General features: G+C 63.9%; 11 protein-coding genes. 5 read left to right on the top strand and 6 right to left on the bottom strand.

Annotation, left to right across the window (positions count from 1 at the left end; all coding sequences use genetic code 11):
- Positions 1 to 84 precede the first annotated feature (84 nt).
- The 3 genes from AXYL_RS11055 to AXYL_RS11045 all read left to right on the top strand — a co-directional run bounded on the left by AXYL_RS11055 (position 85) and on the right by AXYL_RS11045 (position 6052).
- On the top strand, positions 85 to 3288 hold the full coding sequence (locus tag AXYL_RS11055; RefSeq protein ID WP_013392875.1) for a retention module-containing protein: 3204 nt from the start codon (positions 85 to 87) through the stop codon (positions 3286 to 3288).
- 104 nt (positions 3289 to 3392) lie between these two features.
- Positions 3393 to 4076 (top strand): transglutaminase-like cysteine peptidase, encoded by a 684-nt coding sequence (locus tag AXYL_RS11050; protein WP_013392874.1) that lies wholly within the window; start codon positions 3393 to 3395, stop codon positions 4074 to 4076.
- Between the two features lie 17 nt (positions 4077 to 4093).
- Positions 4094 to 6052 carry a LapD/MoxY N-terminal periplasmic domain-containing protein gene (locus AXYL_RS11045; protein ID WP_013392873.1) on the top strand — a complete coding sequence of 653 codons (1959 nt, stop codon included), beginning with the start codon at positions 4094 to 4096 and terminating at the stop codon, positions 6050 to 6052.
- Between the two features lie 53 nt (positions 6053 to 6105).
- Here AXYL_RS11045 and AXYL_RS11040 read toward each other — a convergent pair whose 3' ends face one another.
- Genes AXYL_RS11040 through AXYL_RS11030 form a run of 3 tightly spaced genes read right to left on the bottom strand, consistent with a single transcriptional unit; the run spans position 6106 to position 9472 of the window.
- Positions 6106 to 6945: a M48 family metallopeptidase gene (locus AXYL_RS11040; RefSeq protein ID WP_013392872.1), complete on the bottom strand. Its 840-nt coding sequence runs from the start codon at positions 6943 to 6945 to the stop codon at positions 6106 to 6108.
- A 37-nt stretch (positions 6946 to 6982) separates the two neighbouring features.
- Positions 6983 to 8053, bottom strand: coding sequence for a chorismate synthase (gene aroC / locus AXYL_RS11035; protein WP_013392871.1), 1071 nt, complete (start codon positions 8051 to 8053; stop codon positions 6983 to 6985).
- 36 nt (positions 8054 to 8089) lie between these two features.
- Entirely contained in the window at positions 8090 to 9472 is a 1383-nt protein-coding gene (locus AXYL_RS11030; RefSeq protein WP_013392870.1) for a putative bifunctional diguanylate cyclase/phosphodiesterase, read from the bottom strand.
- 511 nt (positions 9473 to 9983) lie between these two features.
- On the opposite strand from AXYL_RS11030, the gene AXYL_RS11025 reads away from it, so the two are divergent.
- A complete protein-coding gene (locus tag AXYL_RS11025) occupies positions 9984 to 11957 on the top strand; it encodes an EAL domain-containing protein (protein ID WP_013392869.1) in 1974 nt (657 codons plus the stop codon).
- Between the two features lie 50 nt (positions 11958 to 12007).
- The gene (locus AXYL_RS11020; protein WP_237709994.1) at positions 12008 to 13498 is read left to right on the top strand and encodes a sensor histidine kinase; all 1491 of its coding nucleotides are present in this window, start codon (positions 12008 to 12010) and stop codon (positions 13496 to 13498) included.
- Positions 13499 to 13513: 15 nt separating this feature from the next.
- Here AXYL_RS11020 and AXYL_RS11015 read toward each other — a convergent pair whose 3' ends face one another.
- The 3 genes from AXYL_RS11015 to AXYL_RS11005 form a co-directional block, all read right to left on the bottom strand.
- Positions 13514 to 14233, bottom strand: a complete 720-nt coding sequence (locus AXYL_RS11015; RefSeq protein ID WP_013392867.1) for a response regulator transcription factor — start codon at positions 14231 to 14233, stop codon at positions 13514 to 13516.
- 214 nt (positions 14234 to 14447) lie between these two features.
- Positions 14448 to 15935, bottom strand: coding sequence for a protein adenylyltransferase SelO (locus AXYL_RS11010; RefSeq protein WP_013392866.1), 1488 nt, complete (start codon positions 15933 to 15935; stop codon positions 14448 to 14450).
- Positions 15932 to 16303, bottom strand: a complete 372-nt coding sequence (locus tag AXYL_RS11005; protein ID WP_013392865.1) for a DUF2069 domain-containing protein — start codon at positions 16301 to 16303, stop codon at positions 15932 to 15934. The genes AXYL_RS11010 and AXYL_RS11005 overlap by 4 nt, the downstream gene beginning before the upstream one ends.
- Positions 16304 to 16306 lie beyond the last annotated feature (3 nt).

The following is a 16306-nucleotide window of genomic DNA, read 5'->3' as shown; positions in this document are numbered from 1 at the left end:
CACTATTAGTATTGCCAGTTTCGAGCGGTGGCCGCGCCATCTAGTATCAAACCATCTTGGACAACGCTCTATAACGAGACCAATATGGCCAACAATTCTGCCGCAATCGTCAACGAAATTTCGGGTCGCGCGTGGCTACGCCATGGCGACGGCTCTCTTACCGAACTGCATCAAGGCAGCAAGGTCCCCGCCGGTAGTGACGTCGTCACTGCTTCGGGCGCCACGGTTTCCCTTCAGCTTGAAAACGGTTTGCCGGTTGTCATCGGCGAAGGCCGCATGGTCGCGCTGACCAACGAAATGACAACCACGTTGGACGACCCGTCTGAAGCCGCGGTAGCCACGCCCTCGGGTACCGACTCCGACCGTCTGTTGGCGGCCCTGCGTGAGGGCCGCGACCTGTTCGACGAACTCGATCCCACCGCTGCCGTCGTGACTGGCGGCGGTGGCGACGGCGGCAGCAGCTTCGTACAGCTGGCCCGCCTTCTTGAATCCACAATCCCGCTGGACTTGGCCTATTCCAATCCCGGCCATCGTGCCGATGTCATGCCACGCGTTTCCAGCGGTACCGGTTCCGCCGTCGACGAAGACGAGGCGCCTCCACTGGCCAATGTCAACCGCGCGCCCGACGCACGGGACGACGCTGGCCAAGGCGATCAAAACAGCCTGGTGCGCGGCAACCTGCTCTCCAACGATTTGGATCCCGACAACGATCCGCTGGCGATCACGTCGGTAGGCGGCCGTCCCATGACCTCGGGCGGCGTCGCGCTTGAGGGCAGCAATGGCGGCATGTTCACCGTTCTGCCTGATGGCAGCTACGTCTTCACGCCGGGCGGCGATTACGACCACCTGGCGGCAGGAGAAGCCGTGACCAGCACCGTGTCCTACACCATCACGGATCCCCGCGGCGCCACCTCTACGGCGACCGTCGTCGTGCTGATTACCGGCACCAACGACGGCCCGGTATCCTCCGCCGTTTCCGACACCTCCAGCGTGGATGCGCACACGAACGTGAGCTACGACGTCTCCCGCCACTTCTCGGATCCAGACTCCAGCGACAAGCTCACCTACACTGCAACAGGCTTGCCGCCCAGCCTTGGCATAGACCCGCACACCGGCATCATTACCGGCAGCATCGATCCTTCGGCCTCGCAAGGCGGATGGGGCGGGGTCTACAACATCACCGTTACCGCCACCGACCCCTCAGGTGCCGCCACCTCGCAAAAGTTCGACTGGGCCATCGCCAACCCCGCGCCCATCGCAGTCGACGACTCGGGCGCTGCCAGCGAGGACTCGTCTCTCGACGTCAGCGCTCGAAACGGCGTGCTGGCAAACGACCGTGATCCAGACGGCGACGCCCTTGCCGTATCGCACGTCAACGGCAACACAGCCTACGTGGGCGTCGCCATCGCGGGCTCCCACGGCGGCACGTTCACGCTGAACGCCGACGGCTCCTACAGTTTCGACCCAGGCTCCGCCTTCCAGCACCTCGGCGCCGGCGAGCAGATCCACAGCTCGATCACATACATCGTTTCCGATAGTCAGGGAGGTACAAGCACCGCCATCTTGACGGTCGAAATCACCGGCACCAACGACCTACCGGTCCTGCAGGCTCAAGCCACTCATGTATCTGAGGACCACGCGGCATCCGGCAACGTGCTCGCGGGAGCGGTCGACGTCGACAATGATGCGCTGATCGTCACTGTGTTCACGGTCAACGGTGCGACATACTCCGCCGGCAGCACCGCGTATATAGCGGGCATGGGTTCGATCCTCATAGAGGCCGACGGCAGCTATGTGTTCACGCCAGATGCGAACTGGAATGGAGCCGTTCCGTCCATCACGTATACCGTGACGGACGGAACGGCTACGACCTCCTCCACGTTGGACATCGGTGTACTACCCGTCAACGATGCTCCGGTCTCTCAAGACGGCTCCGGCAACGTCGTGGCTGGTGGAGGTCGCTATGTATTCGGGCTGAATGACTTTCCGTTCTCCGATCCAGGGGAAGGCCATTCCATGAAGTCCCTTGTCATCGATTCCCTGCCCCCGCTTGGCACGCTGCTCCTGAACGGCAAAGCGATCAAGTCAGGACAAGAGATCAGCGTGGAAGACCTGGTCAACGGCAAGCTGGTGTTCCAGCCCGGCGCTGGAAACGCCAGCGACAACAGCGGCTCGTCATCCTTCGATTTTCGCGTCAGGGATAGCGGCGGCACCGCCGACGGCGGCCAGGACATTTCCCGCCAGCATCTGTTCAAGATGAATGTGGGCCTGTTCATCGCCGGCGACGACGACAACGGCGACCGGGCAAAAATCATGGACAAGTGGAATGGCGGCAATGGCAATGACGTGATGCTGGGCGACCACGGCGGCGTGCTTGGACTCCCGCCTCCACCTCCGGACCCTGCTGACCGACCGGGTCGAGGCGCCGAAGCCGGCAGCAGGCCTGACCATGTGCTGGCTACACCCGACATCGACCGCCTCTACGGCGGCGACGGTTCGGACATTCTTTTCGGCGATGCAATCAACACGGACCAGTTGCCCTGGGGCATCGATGGCAACCCCGCCAGACCCGAGGGCTTGCTAGACGGGTCTGGTCTGTGGGCGCTCAAACAGTTTTTGCTGCTGAAGAACGGCGTGCAGCCTACGGATGCCGATCTGCACAAGTTCATCTCGGAAAACCACGACGCCCTGGAGGTACATGGCGATACACGCGGTCGCTTCGACGTACTGTACGGCGGCGATGGCGACGACATCCTCTACGGCCAAGGCGGCAACGATGCATTGTTTGGCGGCGGTGACCGCGACATCCTGTCGGGCGGCACGGGCAACGACCATCTGGAAGGCGACGCCGGCAACGATGTCCTGATCGGCGGCATGGGCAACGACCTCTTGTACGGCGACGGCAATGGCGTCCGGTACGACGACAATAGCGACACGTTCAAATGGGAATTCAATGACCAAGGCACCACGGACGCCCCAGCAGTGGACACGGTCATGGACTTCTCGATTCAGAAGCAAGCCGATGGCGGCGATATCCTGGATCTGCAGGAACTGCTGGTCGGCGAAAATGACAGCACCCTGACCGACTATCTGAATTTCTACAAGGAAGGCAACGGCACGGTCATCAACGTGAACACCCAGGGCAAGCTAGGCACCCAGGGCGCGGACCAGAAGATCGTGCTGGAAAACGTGGACCTCACCCACGATGCCTACGGCCAGTCCATGAGCAATCAGGCCATCATCAACGACCTGCTGCAGAAAGGTAAGTTGACCGTCGACCATGCCTGAACAATAGCTCCCAGGAAGATCCGCAACGGACCTTCCTGCCCCGCATGACGCATTTTTTCCCAGGGCGCGTCTAAGATGCCCGGAAAAATGTGAAAATCCGTTTCATGCCATCGTCTCGCCGTTTCCGCCGCACGCTGAATCTGTGCCGATTGGCTTTGCTATGCCTGGCTTGCGGCTGGGGCGGAAGTTCCGCCCTGGAAGTGAATGCCGACCGGCTGCAAAGCCTGTCGGCCAGCCGCTATGGCGCGAAGGGCTCCAAAGCGGTGTCAGAATGGTTGCAGCTGATGCGCAGCCCCGCCCCAGCCCAGGAAAGAGGCGCGCTGACGCAGGCCAACGATTTCTGGAACCGCTCCCTGATGTCCGGCGAGGACATCACCATATGGAAGCAGGCCGATTATTGGGCCACGCCCTTAGAATCGCTGGGCAGAGGCGCTGGTGACTGTGAAGACTACGTTATCGGCAAGTACTTCACGCTGCTGGCGCTGGGCGTGCCGGCCAACAAGCTGCGCTTCATCTACGTCCGCGCACGGATCGGCGGCGCCGCAAGCAGCACCCAGATCGCCCACATGGTGCTGGGCTATTACGAAACTCCCAACGCCGTGCCGCTGGTGCTGGACAATCTGATCTCGACCATTTTGCCCGCCACTCAGCGTCGCGACCTGACGCCGGTATTCAGTTTCAATGCCGACGGCGTCTACGTGGATGGCAAACCCGCCGCGCCGGTTGACCGTCTCAGCCGCTGGCGTGATCTACTTCAACGCATGGAACGGGAAGGCGTGCGCCCCTGATGTCCGGAAATAAGACTATGTCCATACTTCGACAGCTATTGCTCAGCGTTACCCTTGCCATCGGCGTCATCCTGCTGGGCACGCTGGCGCTCAGCGTGAACTCCGCCAGGGAATACCTGTCAGGCCAACTGCAGGTGCAGAGCACCGATGCCGCGGTATCGCTGGCGTTGTCGCTCTCGCAGCCCGCGAACAATGATCCGGTCGTGCAAGAGCTGCTGGTATCGGCGCTGTACGACGGCGGACACTTCTCGCTGGTACGCCTGGCCGATCCGGAAGGCAAGGTCCTGATCGAACGGAAATCCACGGCCACCGCGGCGTCGGTTCCCGCCTGGTTCCAGGCGCTGGCTCCACTGACGGCGCAATCGGCCAGCCATGCCGTCAGCGACGGCTGGCGTCAGATTGGCGAAGTCACGCTGATCGCGAACGACGCCTATGCCTGGGAAGCCCTGTGGCGCAGCAGCCTCAAGATGATCGCCTTGGTGGTGGGTGCCGGCATCCTGTGGGCCGTGTTTGCCTTCATGCTGGTAGGCTGGATCAAGAATCGCCTGCTGCGCGAAATCAGCGACCACGTGCGCAGCATCGGCCAGGAATCGCCGACCGAGCAGGTCGAGGCGCGCGTGCCTGAACTGTCCGGGGTGGTGCAGGCCCTGAATCAAACCCGCGAACGCATCCATGCCAGCGTCGAAGAGCAGAACGCCAAGATCGAATCGCTGGAGCTGGAACTGAACCAAGATCCGGTCACCGGGTTGCCTAACCGCAAGTACTTCGTCAACGAGTTCCGCCGTGCGCTGGAAACCCATGCCATCGCGACGGGACGCAGCATCGACGGCGGCCACGTGCTGGTGTTCCGCCAGCGCGACCTGGCGGACCTGAACCGCCATATGCCGCGTGAGTTCATCGACCAGTGGTTGCGCGCGGCCTGCGAGCGCATCCGCGGCACCCTCAAGAGCATGCATGTGGCCTCGCCCCTGCTGGCCCGCCTGAATGGCTCGGATTTCGCTTTGCTGCTGCCCGGCTGCGCGGCTCCCCAGGCCATGATGGTGGCAGAGCAGGTACGCGCCGACCTGCACGCTTCGCGTATCCCCGTGGGTGAAGGGCATTTGTGCCGCTGGGCGCAGGCCATGACCGACTATGGCCACGGCAGCCAGGCCGGCCCGGTGCTCGCGCGCCTGGACTTCGGCTTGATGCGGGCGGAAAGCGCTGGCAACGACCAGGTCGTGATCGCGGGCGCGACCGACATGCAGTCGCCTTCGGAATCGGGTGAACGCGCCTGGAAGGACGCAATCCAATCCGCGCTGGAAGAGCACCGTTTCGAGCTGTCCACGGAAAACCTCCAAGCCACCGATGGCAGCATCGTCCGCACCGAAGCGATGCTGATGATGCGCACTGCCGCCGATCAGGTGCCGATTCCCGCCACGCTGTTCATCCCGCCGGCGGTGCGCCTGGACCTGGTGGCCGATTGCGACCTGGAGGCCGTCAGCCTGGGGCTGGATTGGCTGGCTGCCAACACCGGCGAACTCGCCGTGCGAGTGGCGCTGCCCTCCTTGCGAGGCCAGAAATTCTTCCGCCAGTTGGCCCTGCTGCTGACCGAACACCGGCCGCTGGCGCGCCGCCTGTACTTGGAAATCGACGCGCACGGCCTGGTGGAATGCCACGAGCAGATCGCGACGCTGGCCCGCGTCGCCTCGGAGTTCGGCGCGCATATCGGTGTGCGCCGCCTGGCGCAGCAGTTCGGCGCGGTGGCGCAACTGCACACGCTGCCCTTGTCGTACGTGAAACTGGGTGGGGGCTTCGTCGGCGGCATGTCTCAAAGCCCCGGCAGCCAGCAGTTGACGGCTTCGGTGCTGGAAACCGCACGCAACCTGAAGATCGCGGTCTATGCCGAGGATGTGCCGGACGCCGAAACGCAGCGCATTCTGGCCAGGCTGGGCATAGGTATCATGCGCGGCCCCGGTGTCAAGACGGCCGCGGCCTAAGGCGGCCACAGCCAAGACCCCGGTCAAAAGCCACCGCGGCCGCCGCAGCAGCCTTAGCGGGAGGCTTTGCCTTTCGATTGTTCGTAAAGCGGCAGCACCTGCTGCGCGGCGGCCTGCAGATCGCTGATGCGCGATGCGGCCGAGGGGTGGGTCGACAGGATTTCCGGCGGGGCGCTGCCCTGATCGGCGGCGCCCATCTTCTGCCACAGCGTCACGGCGGCGCGCGGGTCGTAGCCCGCCCTGGCTGCCAACTCCACGCCCATGCGGTCAGCTTCGGTTTCATGCGTGCGGCTATTGGGCAGCGTGAACATGACGCTGGTGAACTGCCCGCCCAGGTCGGACGCCGCGGAAGACCCAGTGGCGATAGCCAACACCGACAGCCCCAGGTTGGTCGCCATCTGCTGGGATACGCGCTCGCGCGCATGCTCGCGCAAGGCGTGCGAAATCTCGTGGCCCAGCACCGCCGCCAACTCATCGTCCGTAGGTTTGATCTTGCCGAGCAGCCCCGTGTAGACGGCGATCTTGCCGCCCGGCATGCACCAGGCGTTGATCTCGTTGCTGGACAGCACATGCACTTCCCATTTCCAGCTGGCGGCGTCAGGCCGGAAGATTCCCGCCTGCGCGATCAACCGCTGCGAAATGGTGCGAACCCGCGCAACCTGTTGGGCGTCACGGTCCAGCAGGCCCTTGGCCTGCGCCTGCTTGAGTATGTCGGCGTACTGCTGAGTGGCTTCCTGCTCCAGCGCTTGCGAAGGCACCATGCTGGACATGTATTGGGTCCGGTTGACGCCGATGGCGCCCGACTGCGTGGTGTTCATGCCGGTGCAGCCCGCCAGGGCCGCCAGCGCGAGCGCAGCGCCCGCATTGCGCAGCAGATGACGTTTCCGGTTCATGGCAGGCCTCCCAGCCGATTCGAAGAACGACAGCGTATCAGACTACCGGATCGCCGCACTGACCGCGGTGGCGCAAGGCATGGTCGATCAGGACCAGCGCCAGCATTGCTTCGGCGATGGGTGTGGCGCGGATGCCGACGCAAGGATCGTGGCGTCCCAGGGTCTGCACCATGACCGGATCGTTGGCGCGATTCACGGAGCGGCGTTCGACCCGGATGCTGGAGGTCGGCTTGATGGCCAGCGACACGGTGACTGGCTGACCGGTTGAAATGCCGCCCAGCACCCCGCCGGCGTTATTGGTCAAAAAACCGTCCGGCGTAATTTCGTCGCCGTGCTCCGAGCCTCGCTGTGCGATGCTGTCGAAGCCCGCGCCGATCGACACGCCCTTCACGGCATTCAAACCCATCATCACGTGGGCGATGTCGGCGTCCAGGCGGTCATAGATCGGTTCCCCCCAGCCCGCGGGAAGGTTCTCGGCCACGACTTCGATCCGGGCGCCCACGGAGTCGCCGTCGCGGCGCAATTGGTCCATGTAGGCTTCCAGTTCCGGCACGACCTCGGCGTTGGGCGCGTAGAACGGATTATTGGGGACCTCGTCCCAGGAAACGAAGGGAATCGCGATGGGGCCAAGCTGACTCATGTAGCCGCGCACCTTGACACCGTATTGCTCTGCCAGCCACTTCTTGGCGATGGCGCCCGCCGCTACCGTCGGCGCCGTCAGGCGCGCCGACGAGCGGCCGCCTCCGCGCGGGTCGCGCACCCCGAACTTACGCCAGTAGGCGTAGTCGGCATGGCCCGGACGGAAGGTATCCGCGATGTTCGAGTAATCCTTGCTGCGCGCATCGGTGTTGCGGATGAGCAGGCCGATAGGCGTGCCCGTCGTCACTCCCTCGTATACGCCAGACAGGATTTCCACCTGATCGGCTTCCTGGCGCTGCGTCACGTGGCGGGACGTGCCAGGACGGCGGCGGTCCAGTTCGAGCTGGATATCGGCAGCGTCCAGCGACAGTCCCGGAGGACAGCCATCCACGACGCAACCGATGGCCGGCCCGTGGGATTCGCCGAAATTGGTGACGGTAAAGAGGGTACCTAGGGTGTTGCCGGGCATAGGGAGTCGAGAGGTCGGGTTTGCAAGCAACCCCGATTATGACACCGCCGAGGCCAAAGCCTGGATTTCGGAGGCCGGCGCGGGACGTCCCAACAGGAAACCTTGCATCACCCGGCATCCCAGGGACTTCAGGATCTCTCGTTGGCCCTCGGTTTCAACGCCTTCCGCCACCACGGGCAGATGCATCGCCTGGCACAGGCCGAACAGCGCCGACACCACTTCGCGGCTGCCGGCATCGGACTCGAGCGCGGAAATGAAGCTGCGGTCGATTTTGACCCAATCGATGGGCAGGCAACGCAGGTGGTTCAGGCTGGAATAACCGCAGCCGAAATCGTCCAACGCCACGCCTATGCCCATCGCCCGCAGCGTGTTCAGGATTTTCACATGACGTTCGTAGTGCAGGATGAACAGTGATTCCGTGATTTCCAGCACCAGTTTGCGCGGCGCCAGATTGGCGGCAGCGAGCGCATCCGACACGAGTTCGACCAGACCGTCCTCGTTCATCTGCTTGACCGACAGGTTCACATGCACGCGCCAGGTCGCCGGCCATAGCGCCGCCTGCGTACATGCCCGTTCCAGTATCCAGGCCCCCAGCGGCACGATCAGGCCACTGCGTTCGGCCAGTTCGATGGTGACGGCAGGCGACACGCTGCCGAGCACGGGGTGATGCCAGCGCAGCAGCGCCTCGCATCCCTGCACCATGCCGGTACCGCTGTCACAGACCGGTTGGTAATACAGTTCGAACTGCTCCATGGCGGGTGTGGTCAGCGCCAGCCGGAGGTCGTTTTCCAGCCCCTGCTGGTCACGCTGGCGCGCCAGCATGCGGAAATCGAACAGGTTCCAGCCCGGCCCGCCGCGCTCCTTCAGCGGGAGCAAGGCAACTTGCACGCAGCGCTGCAGCTCTTCCACGCTACGGCCATGCTCGGGATACAGGGCCGTGCCGACACGGAACATGGCCATCAGCGGACGCCCGCCCAATTCATAAGGCGCGCTCAGGGCTTCCAGCAGCTTGGCCGACACCTGGGCCGCGCCCGTTTCATCCACGTCGGGTGCGCATACGGTGAACGCATCCGTCCCGGAGCGCGCCACCATGCCGCCCATGGATCGGCAGATCAGGCCCAGGCGGTTGGCCACCTGCACCAACAGGGCCTGATCTTCGCCCGCGCGCAACATGGCGCTGATCTCGGCGTACTGCTCGAAGCTCACCAGGAAGAATGCGCCGCGGCGCGAGCGGCCCTCGGCATTGTTGAGCCAAGCGCGGGCGCGCCGGTGCAATTCCTGATGATTCAGGACACCGGTCAATTCATCGCGCGTCAGCCGCTGACGCAGCAGGCGCTCCCTGCGCACGAAGACCCAGCATATCGCTACAAGTGCGCCCGCAAGCGTCAGGCACAGTGCGAGCAGGTAACTCTCACGCACGAAGCCCCCTATCCATAAGCCCCTGGCGTTGCGGTTCGAAAAGGAACCCAAGGACTGTAACATTTTTTAAAATATGCATTATTTTCGCAAAAAACGCCACACTTCAGAGGCAACGCGCCTCTTTCCCCTGTATTCCTACGGTTATTCTGGTTGCTCACGGAAGGTTCGGGATAGGCCACGAAGGCTAGCGCCGGCCCTTGATGCCATGCTCGCCCTACTACTTACGACAGCTACACCCGAAAAATTAATACACCCTGTCTCGATAGTTGTCATTCAAAACCGGGCCGCACCGAAATAATTGCACAGCTTGCCCCCTTGCGGCATGAATTTAGTAATATTCGGCACGTTCTGTGACATGTAGAATTGCTGTTCCACTGATGTATTAGTGACTTGTGTCACACCCCGTATCCAGGCCTTCTAGCGCTGATCGCGATCCGACGCCGTTCCAACCGGACACCTGGCAGTCCTCAGTTCAGGCCACGCAGCGGCCAGGAAGGGAACCTCCCAATACATGTCCACATTCCGCCGGCTACTTTTCTTCACCACACTTTTGATCGGCCTCGTCCTGTTCGGCGCGCAGGCGGTGGGGATGCTGGCGGCGCACCGCTATCTGAGCTCGCAGTTGACGCAGCAAAGCGACGACGGCGCCAACGCGCTCGCCTGGGCCTTGTCGCACGCTGCGGCTGGCCCCGACGAACGAATGGCGCTGGCGGATGATCTGTACGCGGGCGGAGATTACGCGCTGGTACGCATTACCGACGAAAGGGGCGCGCCCGCCATCGAACGGCAAACGCCGCAAACCGACTCTCAGTCCAGGGAGCACGATTGGCGCGACGCCTGGTTGAGCATGGAAGCGCCCGCCGTGTCGCGGCCTTACGCGGCACCGGACGGCAGTTCGCGGGGTATCGTCACCGTGCAGGCGGATTCGCGGGAAGCCCGCGACACCTTGTGGCAAGGCGGCGTGCGGGTCCTGGGGCTGGTGCTGGCCGCAGGCCTGCTGTGGGTCTTGTTCTCCCTCAATCTCGCGCGGCGGATGGAAGCGCGCACCTCTCGCGACATCTGCGAACGCGTGCGCGCGCTGGCCCCGGGCAACCGTAAGACCTTGAACGGCACGTGCGAGCTGGCGGGCGTCGATCAGGCGCTGGTGGACGCGCAGCGCATGGTCGCCGCCACCGTCCAGGAACAAAATGCCCGGATCGAATCGCTTCAGAGCGAGATCTACAAGGACCCCATCACCCGGCTGCACAATCGCAAGTATTTTGTCGATCAGTTCAGGCTGGCGCTGGCGGACAAGGACCCCGAAGCCGGCGGCCATCTGCTGATGTTCCGCCAACGCGACCTGGCGCAGATCAACCGGCACCTTTCGCGCGCCTTCACGGACCAGTGGCTGCGCTCATCCGCCGACCGGCTGCGCAAGCTGGTCGCCGAATTCGGCGGGCCGGCGGCCATGCTCGCGCGCATCAGCGGTTCTGATTTTGCGCTGCTGCTGCCCCGCAGCTCGGCGCCGCAAGCCAGCCTGCTGGCCGAGCGGGTGCGACGCGAACTGCGCGCCCTACGTGTACCGATGGACAAGCATGAGTCCTGCCGCTGGGCCCTGGCGATGGCTTCCTACGCGCCAGGAGACGGCATGAGCGACACGCTGGCGCGCCTGGACCACGCCCTGATGTGCGCCGAAAGCGCCGACGACGACCAGATCGCGCCGGCCAGCCGAGCGCCGGACAGCACGCACATCGGCGAGTACAGTTGGCACGACGCCCTGGTTACCGCACTCGAACAACACAGATTCTCCTTGTCCGTGCAACCTCTGCACGATCTGTCCGGCGGCCTGCTGCACCACGAAGCCAGCCTGACCCTGCACGACACCACCGGCGCCGATCCCGTGCCGGCCTCGATCTTCATGCCCCCCGCGGTCCGCCTCGGCCTGGCCGCCGAGTGCGACATACAAGCCATCCGCCTGGGGCTGGACTGGCTGTTCGCGCGTCCTGGCGCGCTGGCAGTGCCGATATCGCTGGCCTCGATCGCCCAGCCATCATTCCAGTCCAGACTGCAACGCATGCTGGCTGACCGCCCCGCCCTGAGCGCACGCCTGATCGTGGAAATCGATGCGGCAGCCCTTGCAGCGCAAGGGGCGGACCTGCACCAGCTTTGCGACATCATCGTGGCCGCCGGCGCACGGGTCGGCGTAAGCCGGCTGTCGTACCAATTCGGCGCCATCGAGCATCTGCATGAGTTCCCCTTGTCATACCTGAAGCTATGTGGCGGCTTCATCACAGGCCTGCTCCACAGCCCGGGCAGCCAGCACCTCGCCGCCACCGTAGTGGCGACAGCCGCAGCGCTGAATATCGATGTCTACGCCGAAGACGTGCCTGATCTCGCCACGCAGAACGTCCTGGCGAGCATCGGCGTCCATGCCATGCGCGGGCCTGTCGTAAACTCCGCCCATACGCACGAACTCGCACCAGATCATCCCTGGGGTTCCAGTTGACGGAAGGCATGCTGCTTCGCATCTGTTGGCTTTTTCGCACACGCTGGCCTTTGCGCCCGCGCCGCGCCGGTGACGCCCCCGCGGTTCGGCCAGTCATCCTGCCCCGCCTGGGGCTATTGCTGTGCGCCCTGCTCGGCCCCGACGCGGTCCTGGCCTATGGCGTGGGCGCGTCATACGAAGACCTGCATCTGGGCCTGACGGCCGGCGTCGCCGCAGCCTGCGGCGTGGCCTGTGCCGTCGCATGGGCGGCCACCCGCAATGCCATGTACGGCGCGGGGTTGGCCTTCATGCTGCTCGAAGGCGTATTCCGCTCCATGCCCACGCTGTTGCCGCCGGCAGCGCTGCAAGCCGGATCCTATGCGGCCTTGCTCGCCCTCACCGCCCCCCTACTCGCGGCAGCATCCGCCACCAAGCTGGCGACGGCCTGCCGCTGGGCCAGCGCGGCGTTGACGATAGTAGCGATACTGGCGCTGATCATCGCCTACGACCCAGGCAACGGCATCGCATCGGCCGCGATCGCGGGCGCCTGCGCCATCGCCAGCCTGCCGCTGGCCATCTGGTTCCTGATCCGCGGGGCAAGCAGAACACCCGCACGCGCAGCCGCGCTGATCTTGGCTGGCGCTTATGGCATATCGGTCTGGCTGCTGGGACATGACGCCTGGTTGCCCCAGGGCGCGGGCGGAACGGTCGCCGAACTGGCGCGACTACTGCTGGTATCGAGCGCCTTGGTTCTGCTCGCGATCCATCAATCCAGTGGCCTGCAACAGGAAGTGAAACACGCAGTCCAGGAACACAACAATGCGGAACACGTGGCCCAAGGCGAACTAAGGCTGGCGGAACTGGCCGGCGCACTCGATACGCAACGCCAGATGAACGCGCTAATCTCGCACGAATTGCGCGCACCGCTTGCCACCGTCAGTGCGGCAGCCCAGTCCCTGGACATGATACTTGCCGAAAGCGGCGAGGCCGTGGACAACCGCCTGGCGCGCATCCATCGCTCGGTCACCCGCATGACCGAACTCATGGATCAGCTGCTGAATCAGGACAGGCTGGGCGAACAGGCGTGGACGCCGCGCGGCGAACAAGCGGACATGGCGGATCTGGTGCGCGATGTCGTCACCGCGATGCAACCCGATACGGCGCATGCGCTGATGTTGCAGGCCGGCGCCTCCCTGCCGGTCTACTGCGACCGCCCCTTGACCAGTGTGGTGGTGCGCAACCTGATCCACAATGCTATCAAGTATTCGCCAGCGAATGAACCCGTCCGCATCGAAACCGGCGAAACCCGGGTGGAGGGCATTCCCATGGCTTGGGTGGCCGTCACTGACCGCGGCCCAGGCATCGGCGTGGAGGAACAGGCCAAGATCTTCGAACCGCATTTCCGGCGCTCGGCGCACCGGGAGACTCAAGGCATGGGCATTGGCCTATACCTGGCCCGGCGCATCTGCCAGAACCAGGGCGGTTCATTGACCATGGAAAGCCAGGTGGGCGTGGGCACGCGCTTCGTCGTCACCTTGCCGTCCAGCGCGCCAGCGGCTTGACCGCCGCGGGCATTTTCAGGCAGCGAACACGTAACCCTGGCCGCGCACCGACAGCACCGGCAACTTCAGGCCCGCGCTCTGTGCCTTGGCGCGCAAACGGCTGACCAGCACATCGATACGGCGCAATTCAAAGCCCCCTGGGCTGTCCGGCAGGAACAATTCCGCCAGGACCTGCCGGCTGACCGCGCTGCCGGCGGCATCCATCAGAGCGATCAGGAAGGTGCGCTCCTGGGCGCTTAAATGCAGCGAAGCGCCATCGGGCGCCACCAGAATCCATCCGCCGTCCTGCAGGGACCATGAGGTGTCGGCGGTGGCGCGCGTCTCCGCATCCACGGGACGCGGCGTCTTGGCCAAGCGCATCCGGCGCGCCAGACTGCGGATGACCGAACTGAGCTCCAGCAAATCCACGGGCTTGGTCATATAGACATCGGCGCCGCCTTCCAGGCCGCGCACCCGGTCTTCCAGCGCGCTGCGGCCTGTCAGCATGACGATACCAACCGGACTGAGGGCGCGCAGGCGGGTCGCCACGGAGAAACCGTCCTCTCCTGGCAAGTGGGCGTCAAGAATGACGATATCGCAAGGTTGTTCCTGCAACCGGCGATAAAACGCCGCGGCATTGTCACAGGCAAATGCCACCCGGAAACCATAGCCACCCAAGCCTAACGCCAACTCCTCCCGGAAGTCCGCGTCATCCTCAAGCAGACCGATACACAGCAAACCATCTGCGCCAGCCATATTTAGAGTGCTTTATTTTGAAGATTATCGACAAATGCCCCGCAGACGCAGCGTCCCGGGTATTCCGTTGGCGACAATCTTACGTCTTTTACAATGGAAACGAATGATTGCAGTGAAAAAAACTGCGATATTCCTTGTCCAAATAGTTATTTTCCCGTAAATCCCGGGAAAACCGCTTGCACCCTGCTCTGGTTTGTACGGCTGGCGGCCGTTATCACGAGGAACAACTAACCTCCAGGCTGCCTGCCCAATCCGGCGGCAATGCCGCATACCGCTCATGGCCGGGCTGGGCCTCGTAGGGATTGCGCAAGAGCTTCATCAAGGTGTCGATCTCGCCGGCATCGCCCGATTTAGCCGCCCGGATCGCCTCCTCCGCCAAGTGATTGCGCAGCACGTAAAGCGGATTCACGCGATTCATGCCCGCAGTTACATCCTGCACCGGCCGTCCATCCTGCGCATGCCGCTCCACCAAGCGGTCCAGCCAGGCCCCCGCCGCCGGCCGGTCGATGAACAAGTCTGCGAACGCAGCGCGCTGGCCCGACAGGGCATCGGCCAAGCGCCGCCAGGTCAATGTGAAATCCGCCTGATTGGCGTCCATCAACTTGAGCAGATCGTCCAGCAGCGCTTCGTCGGCCGGCTGCCATGCGGCCAGGCCCAGCTTGGCGCCCATGCGGTCATGGAAGGCACGCGTGAAGACCGCCTCGAATTCGTCCAGGACCGCCCGCAGACTCTCCACGTCCTGCACCAGCGCGTGCAGGCTGCCTCCCAGGCGGTAAAGATTCCATAGCGCCACGGACGGCTGGCGGTTCCAGGAATAACGCCCTTCCGAGTCCGAGTGATTGCAAATATGGCCCAGGCGGAAACCGTCCATGAAACCGTACGGGCCATAGTCCAGCGTCAGCCCCAGTATGGACATATTGTCGGTATTCATCACGCCGTGACAAAAGCCCACCGCCTGCCAGTCCGCCATCAGCAACGCCGTGCGCCGCGTAACGGCGCGCAGGAGATTCACATAGGGCGCCACGTCATTTGAAACCTCGCCCGCGCCGGTCGCGCGGCATTCCGGGTAATAGCGGTCTATGACGTAGTCCGCCAGCGTCTTCAGCATATCGGGCTGTCGGCGTGACGACCAATGCTCGAAAGAACCGAAACGCACGAAACTGGGAGACATGCGCGTAACGATGGCGGCCGTCTCCACGGTTTCCCGCATGACGGGGTCGTCGGAAACCACCAGCGCCAGCGCGCGCGTCGTAGGCACGCCCAGGCCATGCATGGCCTCGCCGGCCAAGTATTCGCGCACCGATGAGCGCAGCACCGCGCGGCCGTCGCCCATGCGCGAGTACGGCGTCATGCCCGAGCCCTTGAGCTGCAATTCCCAATTGCCCTGGGGACCTTCGACCTCGCCCAACAGATGGGCGCGCCCATCGCCCAACTGGCCAGCCCAGACGCCGAACTGATGGCCGCTGTAAACCGCGGCCAGCGTGTCGCCGCCCGGCAGCGGCTGGGCGCCGGAAAACACGCTCAGGAATTCGGGCGTGGACAAGGCGGACGGGTCCAGGCCGATCAGTTCCGCCGCCTGCGCATTGCCGTGCAACAGCCGCGGATTGTTCAAGGCCTGGGGCTCGAGCCTGGAGTAGAACGCCGCAGGCAAGGCGGCAAAGGAATTGACGACGCGCAGGTCGGACAGCTTCTGGGCGCTCATGCGCGTTGCCTCCTGGCGGCCCGCTTGGCGGGTCGCACATAGAAAATGGCGCTAAGGAAGAAAATGGTCGACAGCAGGATCTCGCCCCAGGCCATCAGCACGGACAGCGGGGCCGGATCCGACATGGCCCGCACCGCGCCCTCCATCAGATAGAGCAGCGACAACATGGACGCCCACTGGTAGGTATAGAGATTGCCGCGCAGGATGCCGCGCAGCGGAAACGCCAGCGGCAGGGCCTTGAGCAGCATCCAGGAGCCGCCGGGCCGCACCGGCGCCACCACGGTTTCCCAGGTGACGCACAGCACGATCAGGGCGAACAGCGAAACCGAGGCCAGCAGGCGCAAACGGGGATTGAGTTCGGGGTTCATGCT

Source organism: Achromobacter xylosoxidans A8, assembly GCF_000165835.1.
GTDB lineage: Bacteria > Pseudomonadota > Gammaproteobacteria > Burkholderiales > Burkholderiaceae_B > Achromobacter > Achromobacter xylosoxidans_B.
Note: the sequence above shows the minus strand (reverse complement) of the source record. Positions and strands in the feature narration are given on the sequence as shown.